The 23,934-nt window shown below is 54.9% G+C and carries 21 protein-coding genes; 20 read left to right on the top strand and 1 reads right to left on the bottom strand.

The genetic code is table 11. From position 1 onward, the window contains the following. The first annotated feature begins 46 nt into the window (after positions 1-46). The 19 genes from Q1K07_RS03155 (at position 47) to Q1K07_RS03065 (ending at position 21,134) form a co-directional block, all read left to right on the top strand. On the top strand, positions 47-958 hold the full coding sequence (locus Q1K07_RS03155) for a ParB/RepB/Spo0J family partition protein (protein ID WP_300307698.1): 912 nt from the start codon (positions 47-49) through the stop codon (positions 956-958). Positions 959-1,294: 336 nt separating this feature from the next. Next, the gene (locus tag Q1K07_RS03150) at positions 1,295-1,681 is read left to right on the top strand and encodes an ATP synthase subunit I (RefSeq protein ID WP_149286807.1); all 387 of its coding nucleotides are present in this window, start codon (positions 1,295-1,297) and stop codon (positions 1,679-1,681) included. Between the two features lie 13 nt (positions 1,682-1,694). Next, entirely contained in the window at positions 1,695-2,558 is an 864-nt protein-coding gene (gene atpB / locus Q1K07_RS03145; RefSeq protein ID WP_300307661.1) for a F0F1 ATP synthase subunit A, read from the top strand. A gap of 88 nt (positions 2,559-2,646) precedes the next feature. Continuing rightward, on the top strand, positions 2,647-2,895 hold the full coding sequence (gene atpE, locus Q1K07_RS03140; RefSeq protein WP_013334203.1) for a F0F1 ATP synthase subunit C: 249 nt from the start codon (positions 2,647-2,649) through the stop codon (positions 2,893-2,895). A gap of 63 nt (positions 2,896-2,958) precedes the next feature. Next, positions 2,959-3,429, top strand: a complete 471-nt coding sequence (locus Q1K07_RS03135; RefSeq protein WP_300307651.1) for a F0F1 ATP synthase subunit B — start codon at positions 2,959-2,961, stop codon at positions 3,427-3,429. 10 nt (positions 3,430-3,439) lie between these two features. Next, a complete protein-coding gene (locus Q1K07_RS03130) occupies positions 3,440-3,979 on the top strand; it encodes a F0F1 ATP synthase subunit delta (RefSeq protein WP_300307648.1) in 540 nt (179 codons plus the stop codon). 16 nt (positions 3,980-3,995) lie between these two features. Further along, a complete protein-coding gene (atpA, locus tag Q1K07_RS03125; protein WP_300307645.1) occupies positions 3,996-5,540 on the top strand; it encodes a F0F1 ATP synthase subunit alpha in 1,545 nt (514 codons plus the stop codon). A 71-nt stretch (positions 5,541-5,611) separates the two neighbouring features. Continuing rightward, complete coding sequence (atpG, locus tag Q1K07_RS03120) at positions 5,612-6,487, top strand: F0F1 ATP synthase subunit gamma (RefSeq protein ID WP_300307642.1); 876 nt, start codon at positions 5,612-5,614, stop codon at positions 6,485-6,487. Positions 6,488-6,578: 91 nt separating this feature from the next. Next, positions 6,579-7,955: a F0F1 ATP synthase subunit beta gene (gene atpD, locus Q1K07_RS03115; RefSeq protein ID WP_149286813.1), complete on the top strand. Its 1,377-nt coding sequence runs from the start codon at positions 6,579-6,581 to the stop codon at positions 7,953-7,955. A gap of 66 nt (positions 7,956-8,021) precedes the next feature. Next, the gene (locus Q1K07_RS03110; protein ID WP_300307638.1) at positions 8,022-8,450 is read left to right on the top strand and encodes a F0F1 ATP synthase subunit epsilon; all 429 of its coding nucleotides are present in this window, start codon (positions 8,022-8,024) and stop codon (positions 8,448-8,450) included. 205 nt (positions 8,451-8,655) lie between these two features. Then, the gene (mgtE, locus tag Q1K07_RS03105) at positions 8,656-10,032 is read left to right on the top strand and encodes a magnesium transporter (RefSeq protein WP_300307635.1); all 1,377 of its coding nucleotides are present in this window, start codon (positions 8,656-8,658) and stop codon (positions 10,030-10,032) included. 121 nt (positions 10,033-10,153) lie between these two features. Next, a complete protein-coding gene (locus Q1K07_RS03100) occupies positions 10,154-10,951 on the top strand; it encodes an undecaprenyl-diphosphate phosphatase (protein WP_300307632.1) in 798 nt (265 codons plus the stop codon). Between the two features lie 26 nt (positions 10,952-10,977). Further along, positions 10,978-12,063, top strand: coding sequence for an FAD:protein FMN transferase (locus Q1K07_RS03095; protein ID WP_300307629.1), 1,086 nt, complete (start codon positions 10,978-10,980; stop codon positions 12,061-12,063). 70 nt (positions 12,064-12,133) lie between these two features. Further along, a complete protein-coding gene (gene glmU, locus Q1K07_RS03090; protein ID WP_300307626.1) occupies positions 12,134-13,501 on the top strand; it encodes a bifunctional UDP-N-acetylglucosamine diphosphorylase/glucosamine-1-phosphate N-acetyltransferase GlmU in 1,368 nt (455 codons plus the stop codon). A gap of 87 nt (positions 13,502-13,588) precedes the next feature. Then, positions 13,589-15,427, top strand: a complete 1,839-nt coding sequence (gene glmS, locus Q1K07_RS03085) for a glutamine--fructose-6-phosphate transaminase (isomerizing) (protein WP_300307623.1) — start codon at positions 13,589-13,591, stop codon at positions 15,425-15,427. Positions 15,428-15,877: 450 nt separating this feature from the next. Then, a complete protein-coding gene (locus Q1K07_RS03080; protein WP_300307620.1) occupies positions 15,878-16,426 on the top strand; it encodes a fimbrial protein in 549 nt (182 codons plus the stop codon). 73 nt (positions 16,427-16,499) lie between these two features. Beyond that, positions 16,500-17,234 (top strand): fimbria/pilus periplasmic chaperone, encoded by a 735-nt coding sequence (locus tag Q1K07_RS03075; protein ID WP_300307617.1) that lies wholly within the window; start codon positions 16,500-16,502, stop codon positions 17,232-17,234. A 318-nt stretch (positions 17,235-17,552) separates the two neighbouring features. Next, a complete protein-coding gene (locus Q1K07_RS03070; protein ID WP_300307614.1) occupies positions 17,553-19,991 on the top strand; it encodes a fimbria/pilus outer membrane usher protein in 2,439 nt (812 codons plus the stop codon). A 162-nt stretch (positions 19,992-20,153) separates the two neighbouring features. Beyond that, on the top strand, positions 20,154-21,134 hold the full coding sequence (locus Q1K07_RS03065; RefSeq protein WP_300307610.1) for a fimbrial protein: 981 nt from the start codon (positions 20,154-20,156) through the stop codon (positions 21,132-21,134). 151 nt (positions 21,135-21,285) lie between these two features. Here the strand turns inward: Q1K07_RS03065 and Q1K07_RS03060 are convergent, their stop codons facing one another. Continuing rightward, on the bottom strand, positions 21,286-22,713 hold the full coding sequence (locus tag Q1K07_RS03060; RefSeq protein ID WP_300307607.1) for an MATE family efflux transporter: 1,428 nt from the start codon (positions 22,711-22,713) through the stop codon (positions 21,286-21,288). Between the two features lie 40 nt (positions 22,714-22,753). Between Q1K07_RS03060 and Q1K07_RS03055 the strand changes: the two genes are divergently transcribed. Further along, positions 22,754-23,668: a DUF72 domain-containing protein gene (locus tag Q1K07_RS03055; protein ID WP_300307604.1), complete on the top strand. Its 915-nt coding sequence runs from the start codon at positions 22,754-22,756 to the stop codon at positions 23,666-23,668. The last annotated feature ends 266 nt before the right edge of the window (positions 23,669-23,934 follow it).

Here is a 23,934-nt window from a genome sequence, read left to right as displayed (position 1 = left end):
GCGTTTTTTTGATGCAGTGTCTGCTTTGTGAGATGAGGGGAAGTCGATGACCCGTAAACGCGCCTTGGGACGTGGCCTGGATGCTCTGATCGGTGCTGGAGCTCGCCGTCGCGAAAGCCTGGACTTGCCCGAAAGCGGACTTGATGGCAACGAAGGCGCAGTCGATGCCGCACTTGGCGTTCAGGATCGTCTTGAACGCCTGCCTCTTGGCCAGTTGAGTCGGGGAAAGTACCAGCCGCGTCGTGACATCCGTCCTGAAGCTCTGGAAGAGCTTGCGGACTCCATCCGTGCTCAGGGGGTCATGCAGCCGATTGTGGTCCGTCCCATCGGGCCCGATCGTTATGAAATCATCGCAGGTGAGCGACGCTGGCGCGCATCCCAACTCGCCGAGCTGGATGTTATTCCAGCAGTGGTGCGTGACGTTACCGATGAAGTTGCCCTGGCTCTGGCCCTGATCGAAAACATTCAGCGTGAAAATCTCAATCCAGTTGAAGAGGCACTGGCGCTCAAGCGTCTGATCGATGAGTTCGAGTTGACTCAGCAGCAGGTTGCCGATGCTGTCGGACGCTCCCGGGCCCAGGTGGCCAACCTGTTACGTCTGTTATCTCTGGATCCTGAAGTTCAGACCTTGCTTGAGCGAGGTGATCTGGACATGGGACATGCTCGTGCGCTGCTTACCTTGCCTGCACTCAAGCAACGCAAGGCAGCCCATGAAGTGGTCAACAAGGATCTTACCGTGAGGGCCACTGAAGCCTTGGTCAAGCAACTGACCAGCGATAAACCCAAGGCCACTAAACTTTCTCCGCCAAGCCAGGATGTCGCGCGCTTGGAAACACGCCTGGCCGAAGTGTTGGGGGCGCCGGTGAAAATTCAGCATGGAAAGGCTGGCAAGGGAAAAGTGATGATTCAGTACTCCAGTCTTGACGAACTTGATGGAATCCTCGCGCATATTCGCTGAAAAGAGCGGGAATGTGGAGTGTTCTACCGTTTTTATGATGAAAAGATGAAGTAGTAAATCGGCGTATTATTCTATTTGCTTGCTAATTAATATAACGGCAAGTTCTGCGCATTTAGTCGAAAACTTGCGACAAGTACGCGCAAATACATGCTACTTCGGTTGAAGCAGTAAGTTCCCTTCCCTATAATCGCGCCGAAGTCTGTCAGTGGTTTGGCATCCACTGGCAGCAAGACGATGGAAAACACGCTTGCACGAAAAGGCATCACCGGTAGGTTGATCAGTGAGTTACTGGTGATACGAAGTTGCACAGACCACGCGGCGCAGCAGGAGAGACCCTTGGCGGCCAGTATTCAACGACCCCAGGTAAAACGACTGCTGCAAGTGCAATTGGCCGTGGTGGCACTGCTGAGTGCACTTGCAGGGATTGGTTTTGGCGTATCCGGTGCCGCTTCGGCTGCAACGGGAGGGCTGGTTGCCTTTTTGCCCAATGCTTTCTTTGCCTGGCGCGTATTTCGCTATCAGGGAGCGCGATACTCCCGAGCCATCGTCAATAGTTTCTATCGTGCGGAAGCCGGCAAGTTCGGTTTGACGGCGGCGCTGTTCACCCTGGTGTTCATCGCAGTGCCTCCTTCAAACCCAACTTTTTTCTTTGGCGCTTACGTGGTGACGTTGTTCGTTCATTGGCTGGGTCCCTGGCTGGTGAAACGTCCGTCGCACACATAAATAAGAGGCTCGCATGGCAGGCACGAATCCGACTCCGACGGAATATATCCAGCACCACCTGCAGAATCTGACGTTTGGTCTGCATCCGGATCATGGCTGGAGCATCGCGCACTCCGCTCAAGAAGCTTCCGAAATGGGCTTCTGGGCCATTCACCTGGATACCATGGGGTGGTCCATTGGTCTTGGCCTGATTTTCCTGTGGGTGTTCAAGAAAGCAGCCAATGCAGCGACAACAGGCGTTCCTGGTGCATTGCAGAACTTTGTCGAGCTGATGGTCGAATTCGTCGATAACTCGGTGAAGGACACGTTCCATGGCAAGAGCAAGCTGATTGCTCCGCTGGCGCTGACGATCTTCTGCTGGGTGTTCCTGATGAACCTCATGGACCTGGTGCCGGTGGACTTCCTGCCCATGCTGGCAGCGAAGATTGCTTCCTTGTTCGGTGCTGACCCTGCCCATGTCTACTTCAAGGTCGTACCGACCACTGACGTCAATGCCACCATTGGCATGTCTCTCTCTGTATTCGCTCTGATCATCATCTACACCATTCGCGCCAAGGGGTTCAGTGGCTTCATTGGTGAACTGACTCTGCATCCATTCAACTCACCGAACAAGCTGGTCCAGGCGCTGTTCATTCCGGTCAACTTTCTGCTCGAAACAGTGACCTTGCTGGCCAAGCCGATCTCTCTGGCGCTGCGACTGTTCGGTAATCTTTACGCTGGCGAGCTGATTTTCATCCTGATTGCCATGATCGGTCTGTGGCAGCTGCCTCTGCACTTCACCTGGGCAGTGTTCCATATCCTGGTCATCACTCTGCAGGCCTTCATCTTCATGATGCTGACCATCGTCTATCTGAGCATGGCGGTGGAGAAGCACTAACCGCTTCACCCTTAGAACACCCTAACCACTAACCCTTAATCAACCCTTAACCCACTAAACCACTAACTCGAAAATTGGAGAGACCAACATGGAAGCACAAGTTCTGGGTATGACCGCCATCGCCGTATCCCTGCTGATCGGCCTGGGTGCCCTCGGTACCGCTATCGGCTTCGGTATCCTCGGTGGCAAGTTCCTGGAAGGCGCTGCTCGTCAGCCGGAAATGATCCCGATGCTGCAGGTCAAGATGTTCATCGTTGCTGGTCTGCTCGACGCCGTGACCATGATCGGTGTAGGTATCGCGCTGTTCTTCACCTTCGCTAACCCGTTTGTCGGTTAATGCGCTGGCTCGAGAGAGCCATCGACCCGTTAACCCCAAACCCGTAACGCGAGAGGTGCTGGCGTGAACCTGAACCTTACCCTAGTCGGCCAGGCTATCGCCTTTGCGTTCTTCGTCTGGTTCTGCATGAAGTTTATTTGGCCGCCGGTCATGCAAGCTCTGCAGGAACGTCAGAAGAAGATCGCCGATGGTCTGGATGCTGCCAGCCGTGCGGCGCGTGATCTTGAAGTGGCCGAGCAAGAGGCCAGCGAGACACTGCGCAAGTGCAAGGAAGAGGCGGCTGCGATTCTGGAGCAGGCCCAGAAGCAAGCTAACCAGAAGCTTGAGCAGGCTCGCGAGGATGCCCGCCTTGAAGGCGAGCGCATGATCGCCAAGGCCAAGGCCGAGATCGAGCAGGAAGTGACCCGTGCGAAGGAAGACCTGCGCGGACAAGTGTCACGCCTTGCGGTCCTCGGTGCTGAGCGAATCCTGGAGTCCTCCATCGACGAGAAGCAGCATGCTTCCATCGTCGACAAACTCGCCAAAGAGCTCTGAGGAGGTGACCATGGCGGAAGCGTCAACTATCGCTCGCCCCTACGCCAAGGCTGCTTTCGAGTACGCCCTGGCGAAAGGCGCGCTCGACGACTGGTCCGGCATGTTGGCCCTTGTGGCGCAGGTCGTCAGTGATGACGAACTGCGTTCCCGAGTGCTCGATAATCCCAAGCTGTCCAGCGCACAGAAGGCTGATGTTGTCGTCGACGTTTGTGGTGAAGCCGTCAATGACGATCTCAAGAACTTCATCCGTCTGGTAGGCCAGAAAGGTCGCCTGACAGCGCTCGACGTCATCGCCGAGCAGTTCGAGGCGTTGAAGGCTCAGCAGGAGAAGCGCATGGAGGTGGAGATCCTGTCCGCCTTCGCGCTTTCCGAGGCACAGGAACAATCGCTCGCGAGTGCACTGGCCAAGCGTCTGGACCGCGAAATCTCCATTACCACTCAGGTGGACCCATCGCTTCTGGGCGGCGTGATCCTGCGTGCCGGTGATACCGTCATTGACGGTTCGGTGCGTGGTCGATTGAGCCGTCTCCAGGACGTCCTTTCCGCCTGAGTCTGAGGGACATGGCATGCAGCAACTGAATCCTTCCGAGATTAGCGACATCATCAAGCAGCGTATCGAAAAGCTGGATGTCGCTTCTGAAGCCCGTAATCAGGGCACGGTCGTCAGCGTGTCTGACGGTATCGTGCAGATTCACGGCCTCGCCGACGCAATGTTCGGTGAGATGATTGAATTTCCCGGCGGCGTCTTTGGTATGGCCCTGAACCTCGAGCGCGACAGTGTCGGCGCCGTGGTCCTGGGAGACTACCTGCAGCTGGAAGAGGGCATGACTGCCCAGTGTACTGGCCGTATCCTTGAAGTGCCGGTGGGTCCTGAGCTGCGCGGCCGCGTAGTTGATGCCCTCGGTAACCCGATCGATGGCAAGGGCGATCTGGGCACTTCCCTGACTGATGCAGTCGAGAAGGTTGCTCCGGGCGTTATCACCCGTCAGTCGGTCGACGAGCCGATCCAGACAGGCTTCAAGTCCATCGATGCCATGGTGCCGATCGGCCGTGGTCAGCGTGAGCTGATCATCGGTGACCGTCAGATTGGTAAGTCGGCCATCGCCATCGACACCATCATCAACCAGAAAGGCAAGGACGTCACCTGCGTCTATGTGGCCATCGGCCAGAAGCAGTCGACCATTGCCAACGTGGTGCGCAAGCTCGAAGAGCATGGCGCCATGGATCACACTATCGTGGTTGCTGCTGGTGCCGCTGATCCGGCTCCGATGCAGTTCCTTGCTGCCTATTCCGGCTGCACCATGGGCGAGTACTTCCGTGACCGTGGTGAAGATGCCCTGATCGTTTACGATGACCTGTCCAAGCAGGCTGTGGCGTATCGTCAGGTGTCCTTGCTGCTGCGTCGTCCGCCGGGCCGCGAAGCCTATCCGGGTGACGTCTTCTATCTCCACTCTCGTCTGCTCGAGCGTGCAGCCCGCGTCAATGCTGACTATGTCGAGAAGTTCACCAACGGTGAAGTGAAAGGCAAGACCGGCTCTCTGACTGCTCTGCCGATCATCGAGACTCAGGCTGGGGACGTTTCCGCTTTCGTTCCGACCAACGTGATCTCCATCACCGATGGTCAGATCTTCCTCGAGACCGACCTGTTCAACGCAGGTATCCGCCCGGCCATCAATGCTGGTCTGTCGGTATCTCGTGTGGGTGGTGCTGCTCAGACCAAGATCATCAAGAAGCTTGGTGGTAGCGTGCGTCTGGCCCTGGCCCAGTACCGCGAACTGGCAGCTTTCTCCCAGTTTGCTTCCGATCTGGATGAAGCTACCCGCAAGCAGCTGGAGCATGGTCAGCGTGTCACCGAGCTGATGAAACAAGCTCAGTATGCGCCCATGTCCGTGGCCGAAATGGCTATCTCCCTGTACGCCGCTAACGAAGGCTACCTGGACGATGTCGAAGTCAAGAAGGTACTCGACTTCGAACATGCTCTGCATGAGTTCATGAAGTCCGAGTATGGCGCGCTGATCGACAAGATCAACGAGTCCGGCGACTACAGCAGCGAGATCCAGGACGGTCTGAAGCAGGGTCTCGACAAGTTCAAGGCCACTCAGAGCTGGTAATCCCCTCGGGCCCGCCTTCGGGCGGGCCGTGTGGACAACATTCTGAGGGTCACGAACAAAGGTAGATCGCCATGGCAGTCGGAAAAGAGATTCGCACCCAGATCGGGAGCATCAAGAACACGCAGAAGATCACCAATGCGATGCAGATGGTGGCGGCGTCGAAGATGCGCAAGACCCAGGATCGGATGAAGGCTACCCAGCCTTACGCCCAGCAGATCCGTGCCGTCGTTGGTCACCTCTCCCAGGCTACCCCGGAGTACAAGCATCCGTGGCTGGAAGAGCGTGAGGTCAAGCGTGTTGGCTACATCGTCGTTTCCACTGACCGTGGTCTGTGCGGCGGCCTGAACGTCAACCTGTTCAAGGCTGTGGTCAACGACGCCCAGGCATGGCACAACAAGGGCGCTGAGCTCGATTTCTGTGCCCTTGGCAGCAAGGCCGGCGGTTTTTTCCGTAAGTACGGTGGAAACCTGGTCGCCTCCAAGAGTGGCCTGGGTGAAGCGCCTAGACTTGATGATCTGATCGGTAACGTGAAGGTGATGCTGGATGCCTATGACTCAGGCTCCATCGATCGTCTCTACGTGGTGTACAACGAATTCGTCAATACCATGACGCAGACGCCGGTCGTCCGTCAGCTGTTACCGCTGACCATGGACTCCGCTGCGGATGATGACGAGAACAAGCGTCCCAGCAGTTGGGACTACCTGTATGAACCGGATGCCAAGGCGCTGCTCGATAGCCTGCTCGTGCGCTATGTGGAAGCGCAGGTGTATCAGGCTGTGGTCGAGAATGCGGCCTGCGAGCAGGCGGCACGCATGATCGCGATGAAGAGCGCCACCGACAATGCTGGCAACCTCATCGATGAATTGGAGCTGGTGTACAACAAGGCCCGTCAGGCGGCCATTACCCAGGAAATCTCCGAGATCGTTGGTGGTGCTGCAGCGGTATAGCGTCGGTTGGTTCTGAACCTGGGCGCCACATCGGGCGCTGGTCGGAACCAGGCACACAGGCTTCAATGACAGGTTATTGAGAGGAACCAAGATGAGCGGACGTATCGTACAAATCATCGGCGCGGTGATTGACGTAGAGTTTCCGCGGGACGACGTGCCCAAGGTCTACGACGCGCTGAATGTCTCTGGCAAGGAGACCGTCCTCGAGGTCCAGCAGCAGCTGGGCGACGGCGTGGTTCGTACCATTGCCATGGGCTCCACCGAAGGTCTGCAACGTGGACTGGAAGTGACTGACTCCGGCGCTCCGATTTCTGTGCCGGTAGGCCAGGAGACCCTGGGTCGGATCATGAACGTTCTCGGTGAGCCGATTGATGAGGCTGGCGAGATCGGTGAGCAGGAACGCATGCCGATCCACCGCAAGGCTCCGGGCTACGCGGACCAGGCAGCTACCAACGAACTGCTCGAGACCGGCATCAAGGTCATCGACCTGGTATGTCCTTTCGCCAAGGGCGGTAAGGTCGGCCTGTTCGGTGGTGCTGGCGTGGGTAAAACCGTCAACATGATGGAGCTCATCCGTAACATCGCCACCGAGCACAGCGGGTACTCCGTATTTGCTGGTGTCGGTGAGCGTACTCGTGAGGGTAACGACTTCTATCACGAGATGCAGGAGTCGAACGTTCTCGACAAGGTGGCACTGGTCTACGGTCAGATGAACGAGCCGCCCGGCAACCGTCTGCGCGTGGCCCTGACCGGCCTGACCATCGCCGAGAAGTTCCGTGACGAAGGTCGTGACGTTCTGTTGTTCGTCGACAACATCTATCGTTACACCCTGGCCGGTACCGAAGTATCTGCACTGCTCGGCCGTATGCCGTCTGCGGTGGGTTACCAGCCGACACTGGCCGAGGAGATGGGCGTTCTGCAGGAGCGTATCACCTCGACCAAGACTGGCTCGATCACTTCCGTGCAGGCCGTCTACGTGCCCGCGGATGACTTGACCGACCCGTCTCCGGCGACGACCTTCTCGCACCTTGATGCGACCGTGGTACTGGCGCGCTCCATCGCCGAGCTGGGTATCTATCCGGCCATCGATCCGCTCGACTCCACCTCTCGTCAGCTTGATCCGCTGGTGGTAGGGGAAGAGCACTACGGGGTCGCGCGTGGTGTTCAGGGCGTGCTGCAGCGTTACAAGGAGCTCAAGGACATCATCGCGATCCTGGGTATGGACGAGCTGTCTGATGAAGACAAGCAGATCGTGGCCCGGGCGCGTAAGATCCAGCGCTTCCTGTCCCAGCCGTTCTTCGTTGCCGAGGTCTTCACCGGTTCGCCGGGTAAGTACGTGTCGCTGAAGGAAACCATTCGTGGCTTCCAGGGCATCCTCAATGGCGACTATGACGAGCTGCCTGAGCAGGCCTTCTACATGGTCGGTAGCATCGACGAAGCTGTCGAGAAAGCCAACCAGATGAAGTAATCCCTTAGGAAATGCCGGATGTGATCGAGTCACATCGGTGTTTCCTTCTTACTGGGAGACGTCTCAATGACGAAGACCATTCAATGCGAGATCGTCAGTGCTGAAAGCTCCGTCTACTCCGGTAGCGCTGAGCAGGTAGTGGCGGCTGGCATCATGGGGGATCTCGGCATCCTGGCTGGCCATACGCCGCTGCTTACCGAGCTGGCTCCTGGCCCTGTCCGGGTGCTTACCGAGCAAGGTGAAGAACATTTCTATGTCTCTGGCGGCTTCATTGAAGTGCAGCCCGACAAAGTGATTGTGCTCGCCGATGCTGCGGTACGTGCAGCAGATCTGGATGAAGCCGCTGCCGAGGAAGCTCGTCAGCATGCCCTCAAGAATATGGAAGAAAAATCGGCGGAGCTGGATTATTCCCGTGCTACTGCCGAGCTTGCCGAAGCCACGGCTCAGTTGCGTACCATCAATCAACTGCGTCGCAAGGCTCGTAGCAAGAGCTGATCTTGTATTACCAAGAGCAGATCCTCCATGAGGACAAACGCCCCCGAATACGCTATTCGGGGGCGTTTTTTTATCTGGCTTTTCATGGGTAATTTCGTTGCCTGTTGCCAGCATGGCATCATTGCTTACCATTGATGTGCCCAATCCTGGGCAAATCTTCTCTGACAGCCCTTCCATGCCGTAGGAACCGCGGCAGAATCAGGAGATGTCGATGAACCTTTCACCGACACTGGAAACCCATAAGCACGTGTTGATTCGAGCGCTGGCCGTGAAGGACCAGGCATTGCTGGATGAACGCTTGCCTGAAATACGTTCAGCGGACCTGGCGGAAATTCTCGATCAACTGATCGAGGATGATGATCTGGACACCGCCCTGGCATTGTTTGCGTGCTTGCCGATTGAGCGGAAGGCCAGCGTGTTTGGCCATATCCCCAGTGATGGTCAGGAAAGGCTCAGTGCTTCCATTGGCGATGGCGACCTGGTTCGTATCCTGGATCGCATGGGCTCGGATGAGCGTGCCGATGTCTTCAAGCTGTTCGATGATGATCGCAAGGAAGCTCTGTTGCGGCGTATGGCACACCGTGAACGCGAGGCATTGAAGCGCCTGGCCAGCTATGAGGAAGGGACGGCTGGGGCCTTGATGACCTCGGATTATGTTGCGATTCCCTCTGGACTCACTGTGGCTCAGGCGATCATGAGAGTTCGCCAGACAGCACCGGATGCAGAAACTGTCTACCAGATCTATGTCATCGACAACCAAGGTTGTCTGATTGGCACCATGTCTTTGCGACAGCTGATGGTGGCACGTCCTCAAGCGTTGATTGACGATCTGATGATCCATGATGTCATCAAGATTGGCGTGGAAGCCGAACAGGAGGAAGTCGCCAGGGTCGTAGCCCGTTATGATCTCCTGGCCTTGCCGGTGATTGATGCTGAACAAAGACTGATTGGCATCGTGACACACGACGATGCCATGGACGTCGTGGAGACCGAGGCAACTGAAGATATCCACAAGGGGATGTCGATTGGTCAGTTGGAAGATGGGGTTTCCCGGGTACCGTTATGGAGCCTGTACCGCAAGAGAGTGACCTGGCTGGTTCTGCTGGTGTTCGGCAACCTGTTTTCGGGGGCAGGAATCGCCTATTTCGAAGACACCATTGCTGCCCAGGTGAGTCTGGTGTTCTTTCTGCCTTTGCTGATCGGCAGTGGTGGGAATGCAGGTGCCCAGGCGGCTACTTTGATGGTCCGCGGTATGGCCACTGGTGATGTCGGAGTAAAGGACTGGGGCAAGTTGCTTGGGCGTGAACTTCTGGTCGCTGGTTCGCTTGGTCTGACCATGGCGCTGGCAGTGGCGCCCATTGGTGTCATGCGGGGCGGCGATGCTATCGCGATTGTGGTTGCCATCAGCATGGTCAGTATCGTGCTGTTTGGCAGTCTGTTGGGGATGTGCTTGCCTTTTGTCCTCAATCGGCTGGGATGGGATCCGGCCACTGCATCGGCACCCTTGGTAACGACGTTGATCGATGCTTCCGGGGTCATCATCTATTTCTCCATCGCGACTGCCATTCTTGCCGGGATTTAAGCTTCCTCTAACTGTCGGCAGCGGACAATTTTTCCTGTGGCATGTATGATTTTGCACGCCACGGGGGCGCTTTGTTTAGTTCAACGGACGCTTATTTTCTGCTTCTACTACGGGTTACACCATGGATTGGCTTCAGATTGTTGTTCTCTCATTGATTCAAGGAGTGACTGAGTTCCTTCCAGTTTCCAGTTCAGCACACTTGATTCTGGTTCCCGTATTCAGTGACTGGCCTGATCAAGGGCTGGCTTTCGATGTCGCCTTGCACGTCGGCAGTCTTGCTGCCGTGATCATCTATTTCCGTGAAGAGCTGCTACGCATGATCGGCAGTTGGTTCAAGAGTGCAACCGGCAAAGGTACCGATGAGGATGCGCGGCTGGCCTGGTGGGTGATCCTGGCCACTATTCCTGTGGGAGTGGTGGGGCTGGCATGCAAGGATTTGATCGAACAATATGCCCGCTCTCCTGTATTACTGGCTTTTGGCCTGATTGTGTTCGGAATTGTGCTTGGCGTGGTTGATTGGCGCTTTCGTGGTTCGCGCAGCGAGTATCAGATGAGCTGGCGCGATGCCTTGCTGATTGGGCTGTCTCAGGCCTTGGCGCTGATTCCTGGCACGTCTCGCTCAGGTATCACCATGACCATGGCGTTGATGCTGGGATTGAGCCGTGAAGCTTCAGCGCGCTTTTCCTTTCTGCTGTCGATTCCGGTCATTGTTCTTGCCGGTGGGCTGGAAACCCTGGACCTGGTGGAATCCGGCATTGATGTGAACTGGAGCGACCTGGCACTGGGCACCGTACTGTCTGGCGTCAGCGCCTTTCTCTGTATTCATTTCTTCCTGTCATTCATCAAGCGCATTGGCATGCAGCCTTTCGTGATCTATCGCATCCTGCTCGGCATTGCCCTGCTATGGCTGTTCGCTTGACTGAAACTTTCTTGAGGAGACGTTTCATGCCTGTGGCATATCATCGCAATCTATTGTTTCCCCTATATTTATTACTATTTTTGCTGGTTGTGTCGCTTGCTGGTTGCAGTGATGAGGAAACCCACAAGAATGTGACGCTGGAAGGTGACATATTTGGTACTTTCTATCAGGTCACCATTGCGGATCCTGTCGATGCCGGAAAGGTTGAAGAAATCGAGCAGGGCATGCTCGATGTGCTGCATGGCATCGACATGTCCATGTCCACCTGGAAAGAAGACTCGGAGCTGTCGGCCTTCAATCGCTCCCCTATAGGAGAATGGCAGCCGCTTTCCGCTGAACTGATGGAGGTTCTGGACATCAGCCGTTCGGTGTATCAAAAAAGTGGTGGTGCCTTCGATGTCACGGTTGGCGACCTGGTCAACCTGTGGAGCTTTGGCCCGGAAGCGCGGCCCAAGGAAATCCCCGATGAGGCAACGTTGGAGCAGCGTCTTTCCGAGGTCGGCATGGATGCTGTGGAGCTGGATATGGATAAGCTTGAGGCACGCCGCTTGCGTGATGTCTATGTGGACCTGTCTGGTGTCGCCAAGGGATATGCCACTGATAAAGTGGCCGAATACTTGGAGAGCCAGGGCATCAGCGACTACATGGTCAATCTGGGGGGAGAGATCAAGGCCAAGGGGCATCGTAACGGAGAGTCTGGCCTTTGGCGCATAGGCATCGAAGTACCGCAAGATAACACTCCCAAGGCTCAGCATATTGTTGGATTGAGTGATGTGACAGTTGCCACCTCGGGTGACTATCGCCATTACTTCGAGCAGGACGGCAAGCGTTATTCCCACACTATCGATCCTCGCACTGGCCGCCCGATCACGCATCGCCTGGCTTCCGTGACGGTTTTCCACTCGTCGAATGGGTGGGCGGATGCATGGGCGACGGCTATCAATGTACTGGGGGAAAAGGAAGGCATGACCCTGGCCATTGAGGAAAACCTGGCTGTGATGTTGTTGGTACGGAATGGTGATGGCTGGGAGAGTTGGGTGAGCCCGGCCTTCGTCGAACGTTTTGGTGAAGAAATGGTCGATGCTTTGGGGCTGAAAGTCGTTACCGAGTAGGCGCGAGTAGGTGTTTACCTGAATGGCCTACAATAGAGCCCATGAATTTTTTGAACGACAAGGAATTACGATGAGCCTGGATGTGGTGATACTCGCTGCCGGACAAGGTACTCGTATGCGCTCGCGTCTGCCCAAGGTGCTGCACGAGCTGGCCGGTAAATCTATGGTACGCCACGTCATCGATACTGCCAGTGGTCTTGATGCGGATCGTATTCATGTCGTCATCGGCCATGGTGGTGACATGGTTCGCGAGGCGTTGGCTGATTGTAACCGCCCTTTGCACTTTGCTGTTCAGGCTGAACAGATGGGGACTGGCCATGCCGTGGCACAGGCACTTGATGGCTTGGGGCAGGGAAAGGTGCTGGTGTTGTATGGTGATGTTCCATTAATCCGCCGGGCTACCCTGGAGGCGCTGCTGGCCCAGGTCGACGAAAAGCACATGGGGTTGTTAACCGTGACGCTGGACGATCCAGGTGGCTATGGGCGTATTGTGCGGGACGAAGGAGGCCAGGCGGTCGCGATCATTGAGCAGAAGGATGCCAGCCCTGAACAATTGCTGATCAAGGAATGCAATACCGGCATCATGGCCATGACAGCCAACCAACTGAGGCGCTGGCTACCACAATTGTCTGCCGACAATGCCCAGGGCGAGTACTACTTGACGGATATCATCGCCATGGCTGCTGCCGAAGGTATCACCATCTCGACAGCTCAACCGGCTCGGGCCATGGAAGTCGAGGGGGTCAACAACCGACAGCAGATGGCCTGGCTGGAACGCACCTATCAGCGGGATATCGCCGAACATCTGATGACTCAGGGGGTGGCACTGGCGGATCCGACGAGGATCGATGTACGTGGCAGCCTGATCTGCGGACACGATGTCCATATCGATGTGGGTTGTGTGTTCGAAGGCGATGTTGAACTGGGAGAAGGGGTGCGTATTGGCCCCTATTGTATTGTGCGCAACAGCCGTATTGGTGCCGAAAGTGTCATTGATGCCCATAGTGTGGTCGATGGTGCTGTGCTTGCCGGGCTCAACCATATTGGCCCCTTCGCTCGTCTGCGTCCTGGCTCTCGGCTGGCAGTACGTGTCAGGGTTGGAAACTTCGTCGAGACCAAGAATGCCGAGGTGGGTGAAGGTACCAAGATCAATCACTTGAGTTATATCGGTGATGCGCGTCTGGGCCGCGATGTGAATATCGGTGCAGGTACCATCACCTGTAACTACGACGGTGCCAACAAGCACCGCACAGAAATCGGAGATGAGGCCTTCATTGGCTCCAACAGTGCTCTTGTTGCCCCTGTCAGTGTGGGCAAGGGAGCAACGGTAGGCGCTGGCTCCACCATCAGTCGTGATGTTGCCGATCACAGCCTGGCGGTAAGTCGCTCACGCCAGATTGGCAAGGATAATTGGCCACGTCCTACCAAGGACAATTAGGCTCGCTACGAGCTACGAGCTACGAGCTACGAGCTACGAGCTACGAGCTACGAGCTACGAGCCAATGTATTTTTCAGGAGCTAGTGTATGTGTGGCATTGTTGCCGCTGTGGCCCAGCGTAATGTTCAGAATATCCTGCTTGAGGGCCTGAGGCGTCTCGAGTATCGCGGCTATGACTCTGCTGGCATGGCTGTCCGTGATGGCAAGGGGCAGCTCAAGCGACAGCGTGCCGTGGGCAAGGTAGCTGCATTGGCCGAGCGGCTGCAAGGCGAATCACTGGTCGGTGCCAGTGGCATTGCTCATACCCGTTGGGCCACACATGGACGTCCTAGCGAGCCTAATGCGCACCCTCACCAATCTCGTAATCGCCTGGCGGTGGTACATAACGGCATCATCGAGAACTACGAGGCGTTGCGTCAGGAACTGTCAGCTGAAGGGTATGATTTCGAGTCCGAAACGGATACGGAAGTCATTGCTCATCTTCTGGAGCGTGAATCTCGTAAGACAGGCGATTTGTTGACTGCCTTCAAGCAGGTGGTGGCTGGGCTGGATGGCGCCTATGCACTTGCGGCAATGGCGGTAGATGAACCCAATGTGGTGGTCGGCGCACGCAAAGGGAGTCCTCTGGTCGTGGGTGTCGGCATTGATGAAGCTTTCCTGGCATCGGACCCACTGGCGCTGCTGCAAGTTACCGATCGTTTCATCTATCTGCTGGAAGGCGATGTGGTGCGCCTTTCCGAGGGTGGCCGAATCGAAATCTTCGACTCAAGTGGTACTGTTGCTGAGCGTCCGATGCAGACGTTCGAGCATGGCGACGGGGCTTCCAGCAAGGGCCAGTATCGTCACTACATGCTCAAGGAGATCCACGAGCAGCCTGCGGTAATTGCCGCTGCCCTGGAAGGCCGCTTGGCAGAGTATGCAGTACTGGTGGAAAGCTTCGGACCGTCGGCGGAAGGGCTGTTCCAGCGGGTGCGCAATATCCATATCGTGGCCTGTGGTACCAGCTATCACGCTGGTATGGTGGCCCGTTACTGGCTCGAGCGTTATACCGGTGTGCCAGTGCAGGTTGAAGTGGCCTCGGAATATCGTTATCGCCAGGTGGTGGTTCCTGAGGACACCCTGTTCGTCACGCTCTCACAATCCGGTGAAACTGCTGACACCCTGGCAGCACTGCGCTTTGCCATGGAACAAGGTAATTACCTTGGTAGCCTGGGTATCTGCAATGTTCCCGGCAGTTCTCTGGTACGTGAAGCTGATTTGACCTTGATGACCCAGGCCGGTCCGGAGATTGGAGTGGCCTCGACCAAGGCCTTCACTACTCAGTTGACGGCACTGATGCTGTTTACTCTGGCATTGGGGCGGGTCAAAGGGATGCCTGAGTCTGAGCAGTCCGAACTGGTCGAGGCATTGCGAATATTGCCTGGGCAATGTGCTGAAGTGCTGAAGCTGGATGATGCCATCGAGGTGTTGTCTACGGCTTTTGCCGAGAAGCAGCATGCCTTGTTCCTGGGCCGCGGCGCGCACTTCCCTATCGCTCAGGAAGGCGCTCTCAAGCTCAAGGAAATTTCCTATATCCATGCCGAGGCCTATCCGGCTGGAGAGCTCAAGCATGGCCCTCTGGCGCTGGTGGATGCCGAGATGCCGGTCATTTCGGTTGCACCTAACGATGAGTTGCTGGATAAGCTCAAATCCAACCTGCAGGAAGTGCGTGCACGAGGTGGCGAGCTATTCGTGTTTGCTGATGAGAATGTGGGGCTGGTGCCAGCAGAAGGTATTCAGGTGTTACATTTGCCACATATTCATGAAGCCTTGGCACCAATTCTTTATACCTTGCCGTTACAGCTACTGTCCTACCATGTTGCCGTGCTCAAGGGCACTGATGTGGATCAGCCTCGTAATCTTGCCAAATCAGTCACTGTAGAGTAGTCAGAATTCATCTCGGCTGGACTGTGGAGCGCCCGCAAATGCGGGCGCTGTTGTTATGGTCTGGCTGGATAGTTCTCCTGATTTTTTCTATCGATATTTGTGATCTTGATCATATGTTTGTATTTATCATCGAATGATTTCAATATTTTCTAAGTCGGCTTTTTATGACTTTTTTGAGATTTTTTATTGTTAAATAACAATGTCTTATGTTTTATAATTTCTTATGGATATGATTTTACAGGGAAATGAAATATCCAATGGTGGTAAAGGATATATAAATAAAGGGTTATTTTTCAATATCGTGATGTTAAGTAGCAATGTATATGTTCTATATGACATTGATATGAAGGGGGCAAGATGTCATATAATATTTGTTAGCAGACTAACTCTCTAATAATGTTGGAGAGGACTAGATGCTTTTTATTTATGCATTGATATATGGATAACATCATGAAGAAAGTATTGACGATGCCTGTCCTTCTGGCCGCAAGTCTTTTTACCGCTTCAAGCGCTTTGGCTGCTGATGGCACTATCACCATCCAAGGCCTAGTCACGGATTCTGCTTGCCAGATTGCCGTCAATGGCGGTGATGCTGATACCACTGTAATTCTACCCACTGTCTCCACCAGCTCACTGGCTGCCGATGGTGATGTCGCAGGTGCCACGCCGATCGTCATGTCTTTGACTGGTTGCCCTTCCACCGGACACGTACGTGCCTACTTCGAACCTCAGAATGTGGATGTCTCCACTGGCTTCCTGGTCAACAACGCCAAGTCCGGTGCTGATAACGTTCAGGTTCAGATCATCAATGGCTTTGATGGGAAGCCTATCAACCTGGCCAACAACGAAGGCAACAATTCTGTCGATTTCGTGGATGATGGAAGCGGTACGACAGGCTCTGCGACACTGAACTATGCAGCGCAATACATCGCCGTGAACGGTGCAGCATCTTCTGGTGGCGTCGAAACAGCTCTGGTCTACACCCTGGACTACCTGTAAGGCATCACTCTGTTGCAGAGGGGCCCTCCCTCTGCAAATCGCAGTAGGCTAGAGAGTCAAGGTGATGACGGTGATGAAGAAACTGGCAAGTGGTGCACTGCTTGTTGCTCTGCTGGTACCGCTGCTGGCGTCAGCAAGTATTCAGGTGCAGGGAACCCGTTTTATCTACCCTGGTAATGTTCGTGAGATCACGGTGGATCTGCACAATGAAGCAGATCGGGCTGCCTTGGTGCAATCCTGGCTGGACAGTGGTAATCCATCCTCGGAACCAGGGGCCGAGCAATTACCATTTGTGGTTCTACCGCCGCTTGTCCGGGTGGAGCCTCAGGTCGGGCAAACTCTGCGTATTGCCTATACCGGCCAGAGTCTGCCCGAAGATCGGGAATCGGTATTTTGGCTCAATGTGCTGGATGTTCCTCCCAAACCGCAGGCAAATGACGGTGAGGAACAGAACGTCATGCGTCTAGCCTTCCGTACTCGTGTCAAGATGTTCTTCCGCCCTGGTGGGCTTCAGGGATCCCTTGAAGAAGCAGTAGAACATATGAGCTGGAGCCTACAGCCCGTTGGTAATGGCTACGCACTGCGTGCAACCAATGACTCTCCCTATCACGTCAGCTTTCGAGACCTGGCACTGACATCTGGTGGGCACACCTACCCAAGTATTGACAGTGGCATGGTCGATCCCTATGCGACAGCAGACTTTCCGCTGAAAGGTCTGACATCTGCGGTAGTTTCTGGAGATATTGTCGGGCATTGGCTCAATGATTTTGGTGCCAGTGTCGAACAAAACTATTCATTGATGCGATAGATGTCATTGATGCGATAGATACCATGTCGACAGGTGAGCCAATACCGGCGGTATATCGTAGAGATGATCAGCCGCTGGGCTGGTTGTCATGGCACCAACCTAACCTGTTGGATCGGCTGACCAATAAGGGCAAGGGTCTCGAGGTTGGTTCCTTGCAAGTAGATGCCCTTGTAGAGCATTCAGGCTTCCTTATTTATGTGTCTTTCAGGTTCCATCCAGATAATGGAAGGGTGGCTTTCGCTCCAGCGAAGATGGCCCTTGGCATTCAGTTCCAGAGTCCAATGCATGGTAATGGCTCTGTTAGCTAGTAGTTCTAGCATGGCAGCGACGAGCCATGATGCCGTTTCCAGCGAATTCGATAATCAGTTTCTGCGTGGTCTGGGTCAGGATGTCGATCTGTCTCATTATTCTCAGCCCGGTATGGTGATCGCCGGTGATTATGAACTGGATGTACTGATCAACGGCAAGGACATGCTGCGTCAGACAGTGCATGTCAAAGATGACGAATCATCTGGAGAGCAACATTTCTGTTTCTCCAGGGCGGACGTACAGCGATGGGGGGTGATGATTGATCGACTACCCGATCAGCAGAATACTCAACGTATGCTGGAAAGCGGCTGTATTGAAGCCGATGCGTTGATCCCCGAGGCATCGTTCAGCATGGACGCTGCCAATCTGCGTGCTGACCTGAGCATACCTCAGGCCTATGCCGGTACCGTCAAGCGCGGATATGTTGATCCTGAGGAATGGGATGATGGTATCAATGCATTGATTTTCGGGTACCACGCTAATGCCTTCCACAGCAAACAGGACAGTGGCGATAGCTCCACCGACTACAACGCCAACCTCAATGCCGGCGTCAACTTGGCTGGCTGGCGGTTTAGGCACAATGGTAACTATCACTACAGCGATGATATCGACGGGCCGAAGTATGAGGCACAAAACACCTATGTGCAGACGGATGTGGATGCTGTGCGGGGACAACTCACCTTTGGTGAGTATTTCACTCCGGGCAGTGAATTCGAAAGTCTTCCTTTCACGGGGGTGCAGCTAGGTAGCGATGACAGCATGTTGCCTGAAAGCGAGCGTGGTTATGCACCGGTGATCCGTGGTTCCGCCAACACCAATGCCAAAGTTACGGTACGTCAGGGCGGTAATGTGGTTTACGAGACAAGCGTCTCTGCCGGAGCCTTTGTCATTGATGACCTATATGCAACGGGATATGCCGGAGATCTGGAAGTCACGGTCACCGAAGCAGATGGCAGTGAAAGATCTTTCACTGTCCCCTATGCCTCGGTGGTGCAGATGCTGCGGCCCGGTTCATCTCGTTTCAATGTCGTCGCCGGCCGTTACCGCGATGACGAGTTGCACGATGAGCCTAGTTTCGCTCAGGCCACCTGGCGACGTGGTATCAACAATATCCTGACCGTCTATGGCGGAGGACTGATTGCCGAGGACTACTACTCTCTGCTGATGGGATCCGCCGTCGGCACGCCATTGGGAGCAGTCGCCATTGATGCCACTTTGACCCGCACCGAAGGAATCCCCTACGCATATAGTGAACTGGAAGGGCAGAGTTATCGGTTGAGTTACAGCAAGATGCTCAATGCCACCAGCACCAACTTCTCGTTGGCCGCCTACCGGTTTTCCAGTGAGGAATACATTACCTTCGCCGACTTTGCGTACTTGAAGAATGGGGATGCCTCATCAAGCAGCCTGAGTGAGCGCAATCGTTTCCAACTTAGCATCAGTCAATCACTGGGAGAACTCGGCAATCTCAATCTCACAGGGCTGACCCATGACTACTGGAACGGTCGACCGGATCAGACCACCTATCAACTGGATTACAGCAAGGGCTTCCATTGGGGGAGCCTGAGCCTGTCGGCGACTCGAGATATCGAGGATGACGACGAGACCAATACCTACATGCTGACTGCCAGCATTCCATTGGGTGATGGTACTAATCATCCAACGCTGAGTGCGACGGCGACCTTCGACGATGATCACAGCAGTACCGTGCGCACCAACCTGTCGGGTACGGCGGGGGATGAGAGTCAATTGAATTACAACGCCTATGTATCGCGTGCCGACAATAACATCGATACCAGCACCACCTTTGGTGGTGATCTCAACTATCGTACCTCGGGCACTCAACTGGGTACGACTTACAGTCATAGCGAAGGTTTCGAGCAGTATTCGGCGTCAGCGACCGGCGTCATTGTTGCTTATCCAGGTGGCGTGGTGTTCAGTCCCGACCGGGCGGAGACCATGGCGTTGATACACGCCGATGGGGCTGCTGGAGCTTCATTGAGCAACGGCATGGGTAATCATCTGGATCGCGATGGAGATGCATTGGATGCAGGGCTGACGCCCTATCGCCACAACACTGTTGCCATCAGTCCCAAAGGGCTACCGCTGGATGTGGAACTGAAGTCCACTTCGCAGACAGTGACGCCGCGTCGTGGTGCCGTGGTACGTATCGACTATGAGACTCGCCTCGGACACCCGGTGTTGGTGCATGTGGACAACGATGCCGTGCCTTTCGGTGCCGAAGTCGTTGATGGTGGTGGTCAACATGTCTCACTGGTCGGGCAGGGGCGGATGATCTTCCTGCGCGGTGACTATGATGACTTGAGGGTGGTGTGGGGTGAAGGCTCCGATCAGTTCTGCCGACTGCAGTTCCCGACACCCCAGAAGAATGATGATGTCAGCACAGCAGGTTATCAACAGGTTGAGGCGTTATGTACCCCTCTGTAGTGGATCTGGCCGGCATCGAAGCCATTCAGTGCCACCATGTTCAGCGTTAGTGCGGGAAGACCACGAGGACGAAATGATATGAGCCGGGTAATTCATACGAAAACGCGAGGCGGGTGGGGTGCGATGGGAATGCTGCTGATATTGGTCTGTGTCCAGCTGGTTATGTCCTCAGTCTGTATGGCGTATCAGGGAAGAACCGACAACTGCACATCATCTCAGCTGCCGGCAACGCTCAACCTTCAGGCCAATATCACTGGCAGTGCAGGTGTCGGGCTGGAAATACCAGGTTCCCGTCAGTCGGCCACTCTAGGCATCAGTTGCAATGGGCATTATGACGATGACCGTAATTACTGCACCACCACTCAAGGGTGGGCGTTTATCCCTGAGGGTGGCCTTCCGAGCAATACCTCGATACCCAATACCTATCGTTTCTCGACCTTTCCGCCAGGTGTGGGCTATCAAGCGTTGGATCTCAACGGTAACCCCATGCCACTGGTGGGGGATAATCATGATCGGCACGATACCAGGGTGCATATTCAGCAGGGGTATCAGCAGGTTCCACTGGCCTTTCGTCTGGTCAAACTGGATGGTTCAACGCCTCTAACCAGCGACTTTCGGTTTCAGTTCAGGGTGGCTTGTGAGGGAAATGAATATGCCAATATCGATATTGACCAGAGCAAGATCTACGTCAATGCACACTTGACCACCGTGACCCAGACTTGTGAGCTGGAAAACTCGGATATCCAGGTCACCTTGCCGACCATCAGCAGCGGGCAGTTCAGTTCCGTGGGGGATACTGGGGGCAGCACTCTCTTTGCCTTGAAGTTGAACTGCATGGAGGATGCAAGGGCGAAGGTGTTTTTCTCCGATGTCAACGATCTGCCCAATGGCAGTTCCATTCTTGCTCCGGGGGTGAATACCACTGCCGGTGGGATCTCCTTTCAGATGCGCCATGCAGGAGAGCCGGTCATGCTGGTGCCTGGTGGTGCGGCGAACTCAAGTGGGACTTTCATCAATGTAAATGCCGTTGATGGCAGCGAGCATGTCTTGATTCCACTTGAAGCCGAATACATCCAGAGCGGCAACAGCGTGACGGCGGGAAAACTGGAAGCCCAGGCCATGGTCACCATTGCCTATGACTGAAATGCGTGTCGACCAGGCAACATTGCAGGTTGGCGGGGGTAATTCTCTCGAGACACCCCCTCCAGGTTGACACGCAACTACTATGAAACATGACTGGCCAGCATACGCTCTCTCTGAAGTGTATATGCTGGCCTTTTTTCTCTTCAGGAGTTCAAGGACGGTTGTTCGCACTGTCGATTGGAGGAACGGGTGTGGTCGCTGTTTTCAATGAAGCCTCGCTATCTATCAGGCGATGGTGCTTCCAGCGGCCACTACGAAACCACATCCAGGCCACCACGGCAGTGATGATGTTCTGGATCGGGTAAGCCCAGTAGATACCGATTTCCTGCAGGGATGTGCGTTCTGCCAGAATCCAGGCCAAGGGAAATTGCAGCACCCATAGTGAAACCAGGGCAATGGCCATGGCCATCACGGTATCACCGGCACCGCGAAAGGCTCCCGCGATGACGATCTGGGCCCCCATCAGGCCAAAGGTAAGGGCAGTAATGCGCACGAAGAGAGCACCTTCTTCAATGACTTTGTGGGCATCTGGCACGAAGATGGTCACCAGCGGATCAGCAAAAAAGAAGCACAGGATGCCGACAGCGGTCAGTGAGACGAAGGCGATGGCAGCGCTGGCATAGGCGGTTTTCTCGGCACGCTCGGTCTTGCCTGCCCCGATGTTCTGGCCGACCAGAGCCGAAGCTGCCTGGGATAGACCAAGAGCGGGAATGATCACGAAGCTGAATATGCGAGTGCCAATACCGTAGGCTGCCAGGGTTACGGTACCGAAACCTGCCACTAAGGTGGTCATCAGCATCATGCCCAAGGCTCGGGTGCTCTGCTCTACCGCTGTAGGGCCGCCTAGAGCAAACAAGCGCCATAACAGGTGGTGATCAGGTTTTAGCTGGTTCAATTTCAACTGAATGCCCCAGCGTCCCGAGAACAGAATGTACAAACCGGCGATGGTAGATAGTCCTTGGGTGATGACGGTGGCTATTGCCGCGCCACTGACCCCCATAGCTGGAACAGGACCCCAGCCTAGAATCAGCAACGGGTCGAGGATGAAATTCAGCACCACCGTGACAAAGACGATAACTAGAGGCGTTTTAGCATCGCCTACACCACGCATCAGTGACTGGAAGATGGCGTAGATGAACATGAATGGCAGACCAATGAAGGAGATTTTCAGGTATAAAGCAGCCAATGGTTGGACATCATCGGCAGCGCCAAGAAAGTCGACTGCGATTGGGCTGAGTACATATCCGGTACTTCCCAGAATGAGCGACAGCACGATCATGCCGAGCATGGCCTGGGCGGATACACGATTAACCGCGTCTCTATTACCACTGCCATGATATTGGGCTGCCAGCACTGTTCCCGCTACGGCCAGGCCGATGCCGACCGAAAGCAGCAGGAAGATCAAGGGAAAACTCAGTGATACCGCGGCCACTGCTTCGGCACCGAGGCGTCCGACCCAGAAAGCATCAATCAACTGGTAGGCAGTCTGCAGAACATTGGCCAGGACGATAGGCAAGGCCAGGCGAATGAGAGTGGAGAGAGTCGATCCATCTGTCAGACTAGGCCGGGTTGGGGGCATTGCAGGCTCTCCGTAGCACTTGAGCTATAGCATTTAAGCCATGGCACTTATAAGGAATGTAGTACTTAAGGGAATGATGAACAGTATTACGCGTGTAACGCCGCGGTTGCGTCTTGGTCTTGCCATGTGGGCCAACCCTGATTGGCGTGGTGGCCTTTATCCTCCTCATGGTGGTCGTGAAGATTGGTTGGCGGATTATGCTCAGGTGTTCAATAGCGTCGAGGGCAATACCACCTTCTATAGCGGAACACCTAAAGCACAGACCATACAGACCTGGGCGCGTCAGGCTCCAGATGACTTTCGCTTCTGTTTCAAGCTGCCCCGACAGTTGACCCATGTTCAGCGCCTGAAGGGGATCGAAGCCGAACTGGAAGCATTCTGGGAAGCCCTGGAACCGTTGGTTGGACGACTTGGCCCGATGATGGTTCAGCTGCCTAGAGATTTTGGCCATGCTGAGCTGTCTAAGCTGGAAGTACTACTAAAGCATTGGCCGAAGCAAATGCCATGTGCGGTTGAGGTGAGACATAGTGATTTTTTCCACAAGGGGGAAGCAGAGAAAGCTTTCAACAGGTTGTTGATAAGTCATGGGGCTGATCGAGTGATGCTGGATGTTCGCCCTTTGTTTTCAACACCTGCTGGGAACCACCCTGGGATGATCAAAGCACAGGGAGAAAAGCCAAAACTCCCGCTACACGTGATCTCCACGGGAAAATTTCCTATTGTCAGGTTCATCGGCCACCTTGACAGCAGCATCAATGAGCGCTACTTCGCTCCTTGGCGTGAACGTCTCAGCCTGTGGATAAAACAGGGGAAAACCCCTTTCCTATTTGTTCATACTGCGGATAACCGAACGGCTCCTGAGCTGGCTCGTAGACTCTATACCCTGCTGACAGAACATGCTGGCCTTCCTGCTTTGGGAGCATTTTCAGGTGAACGTCAGAATCGTCTGTTATAACTAAAGAACCCTGGCGTTTTTATGCCTCTTCAGATAATTTGTCCGGTTGTTCGTCACTTGCCATGGGTATGGGCGCTTTTCTGTTCCTATCTGAACCGATCAGATGCCTGAACTCACCGGTCTTGACCGATTCGCCATTGCGTATCGGAACGAGAGGTGTACCGGCAGTGATCCTGCTGACATCCGTCAGACCCCTTGTTAGACGACAGCACTGCGAACCAGACTGTCGAGGACGTGGCGACTATAAACACAAATGCCGTTATCGC

Source organism: Halomonas sp. (genome assembly GCF_029263665.1).
Taxonomy (GTDB): Bacteria; Pseudomonadota; Gammaproteobacteria; order Pseudomonadales; family Halomonadaceae; genus Halomonas.
This window is presented reverse-complemented; position numbering and strand designations above follow the sequence as displayed.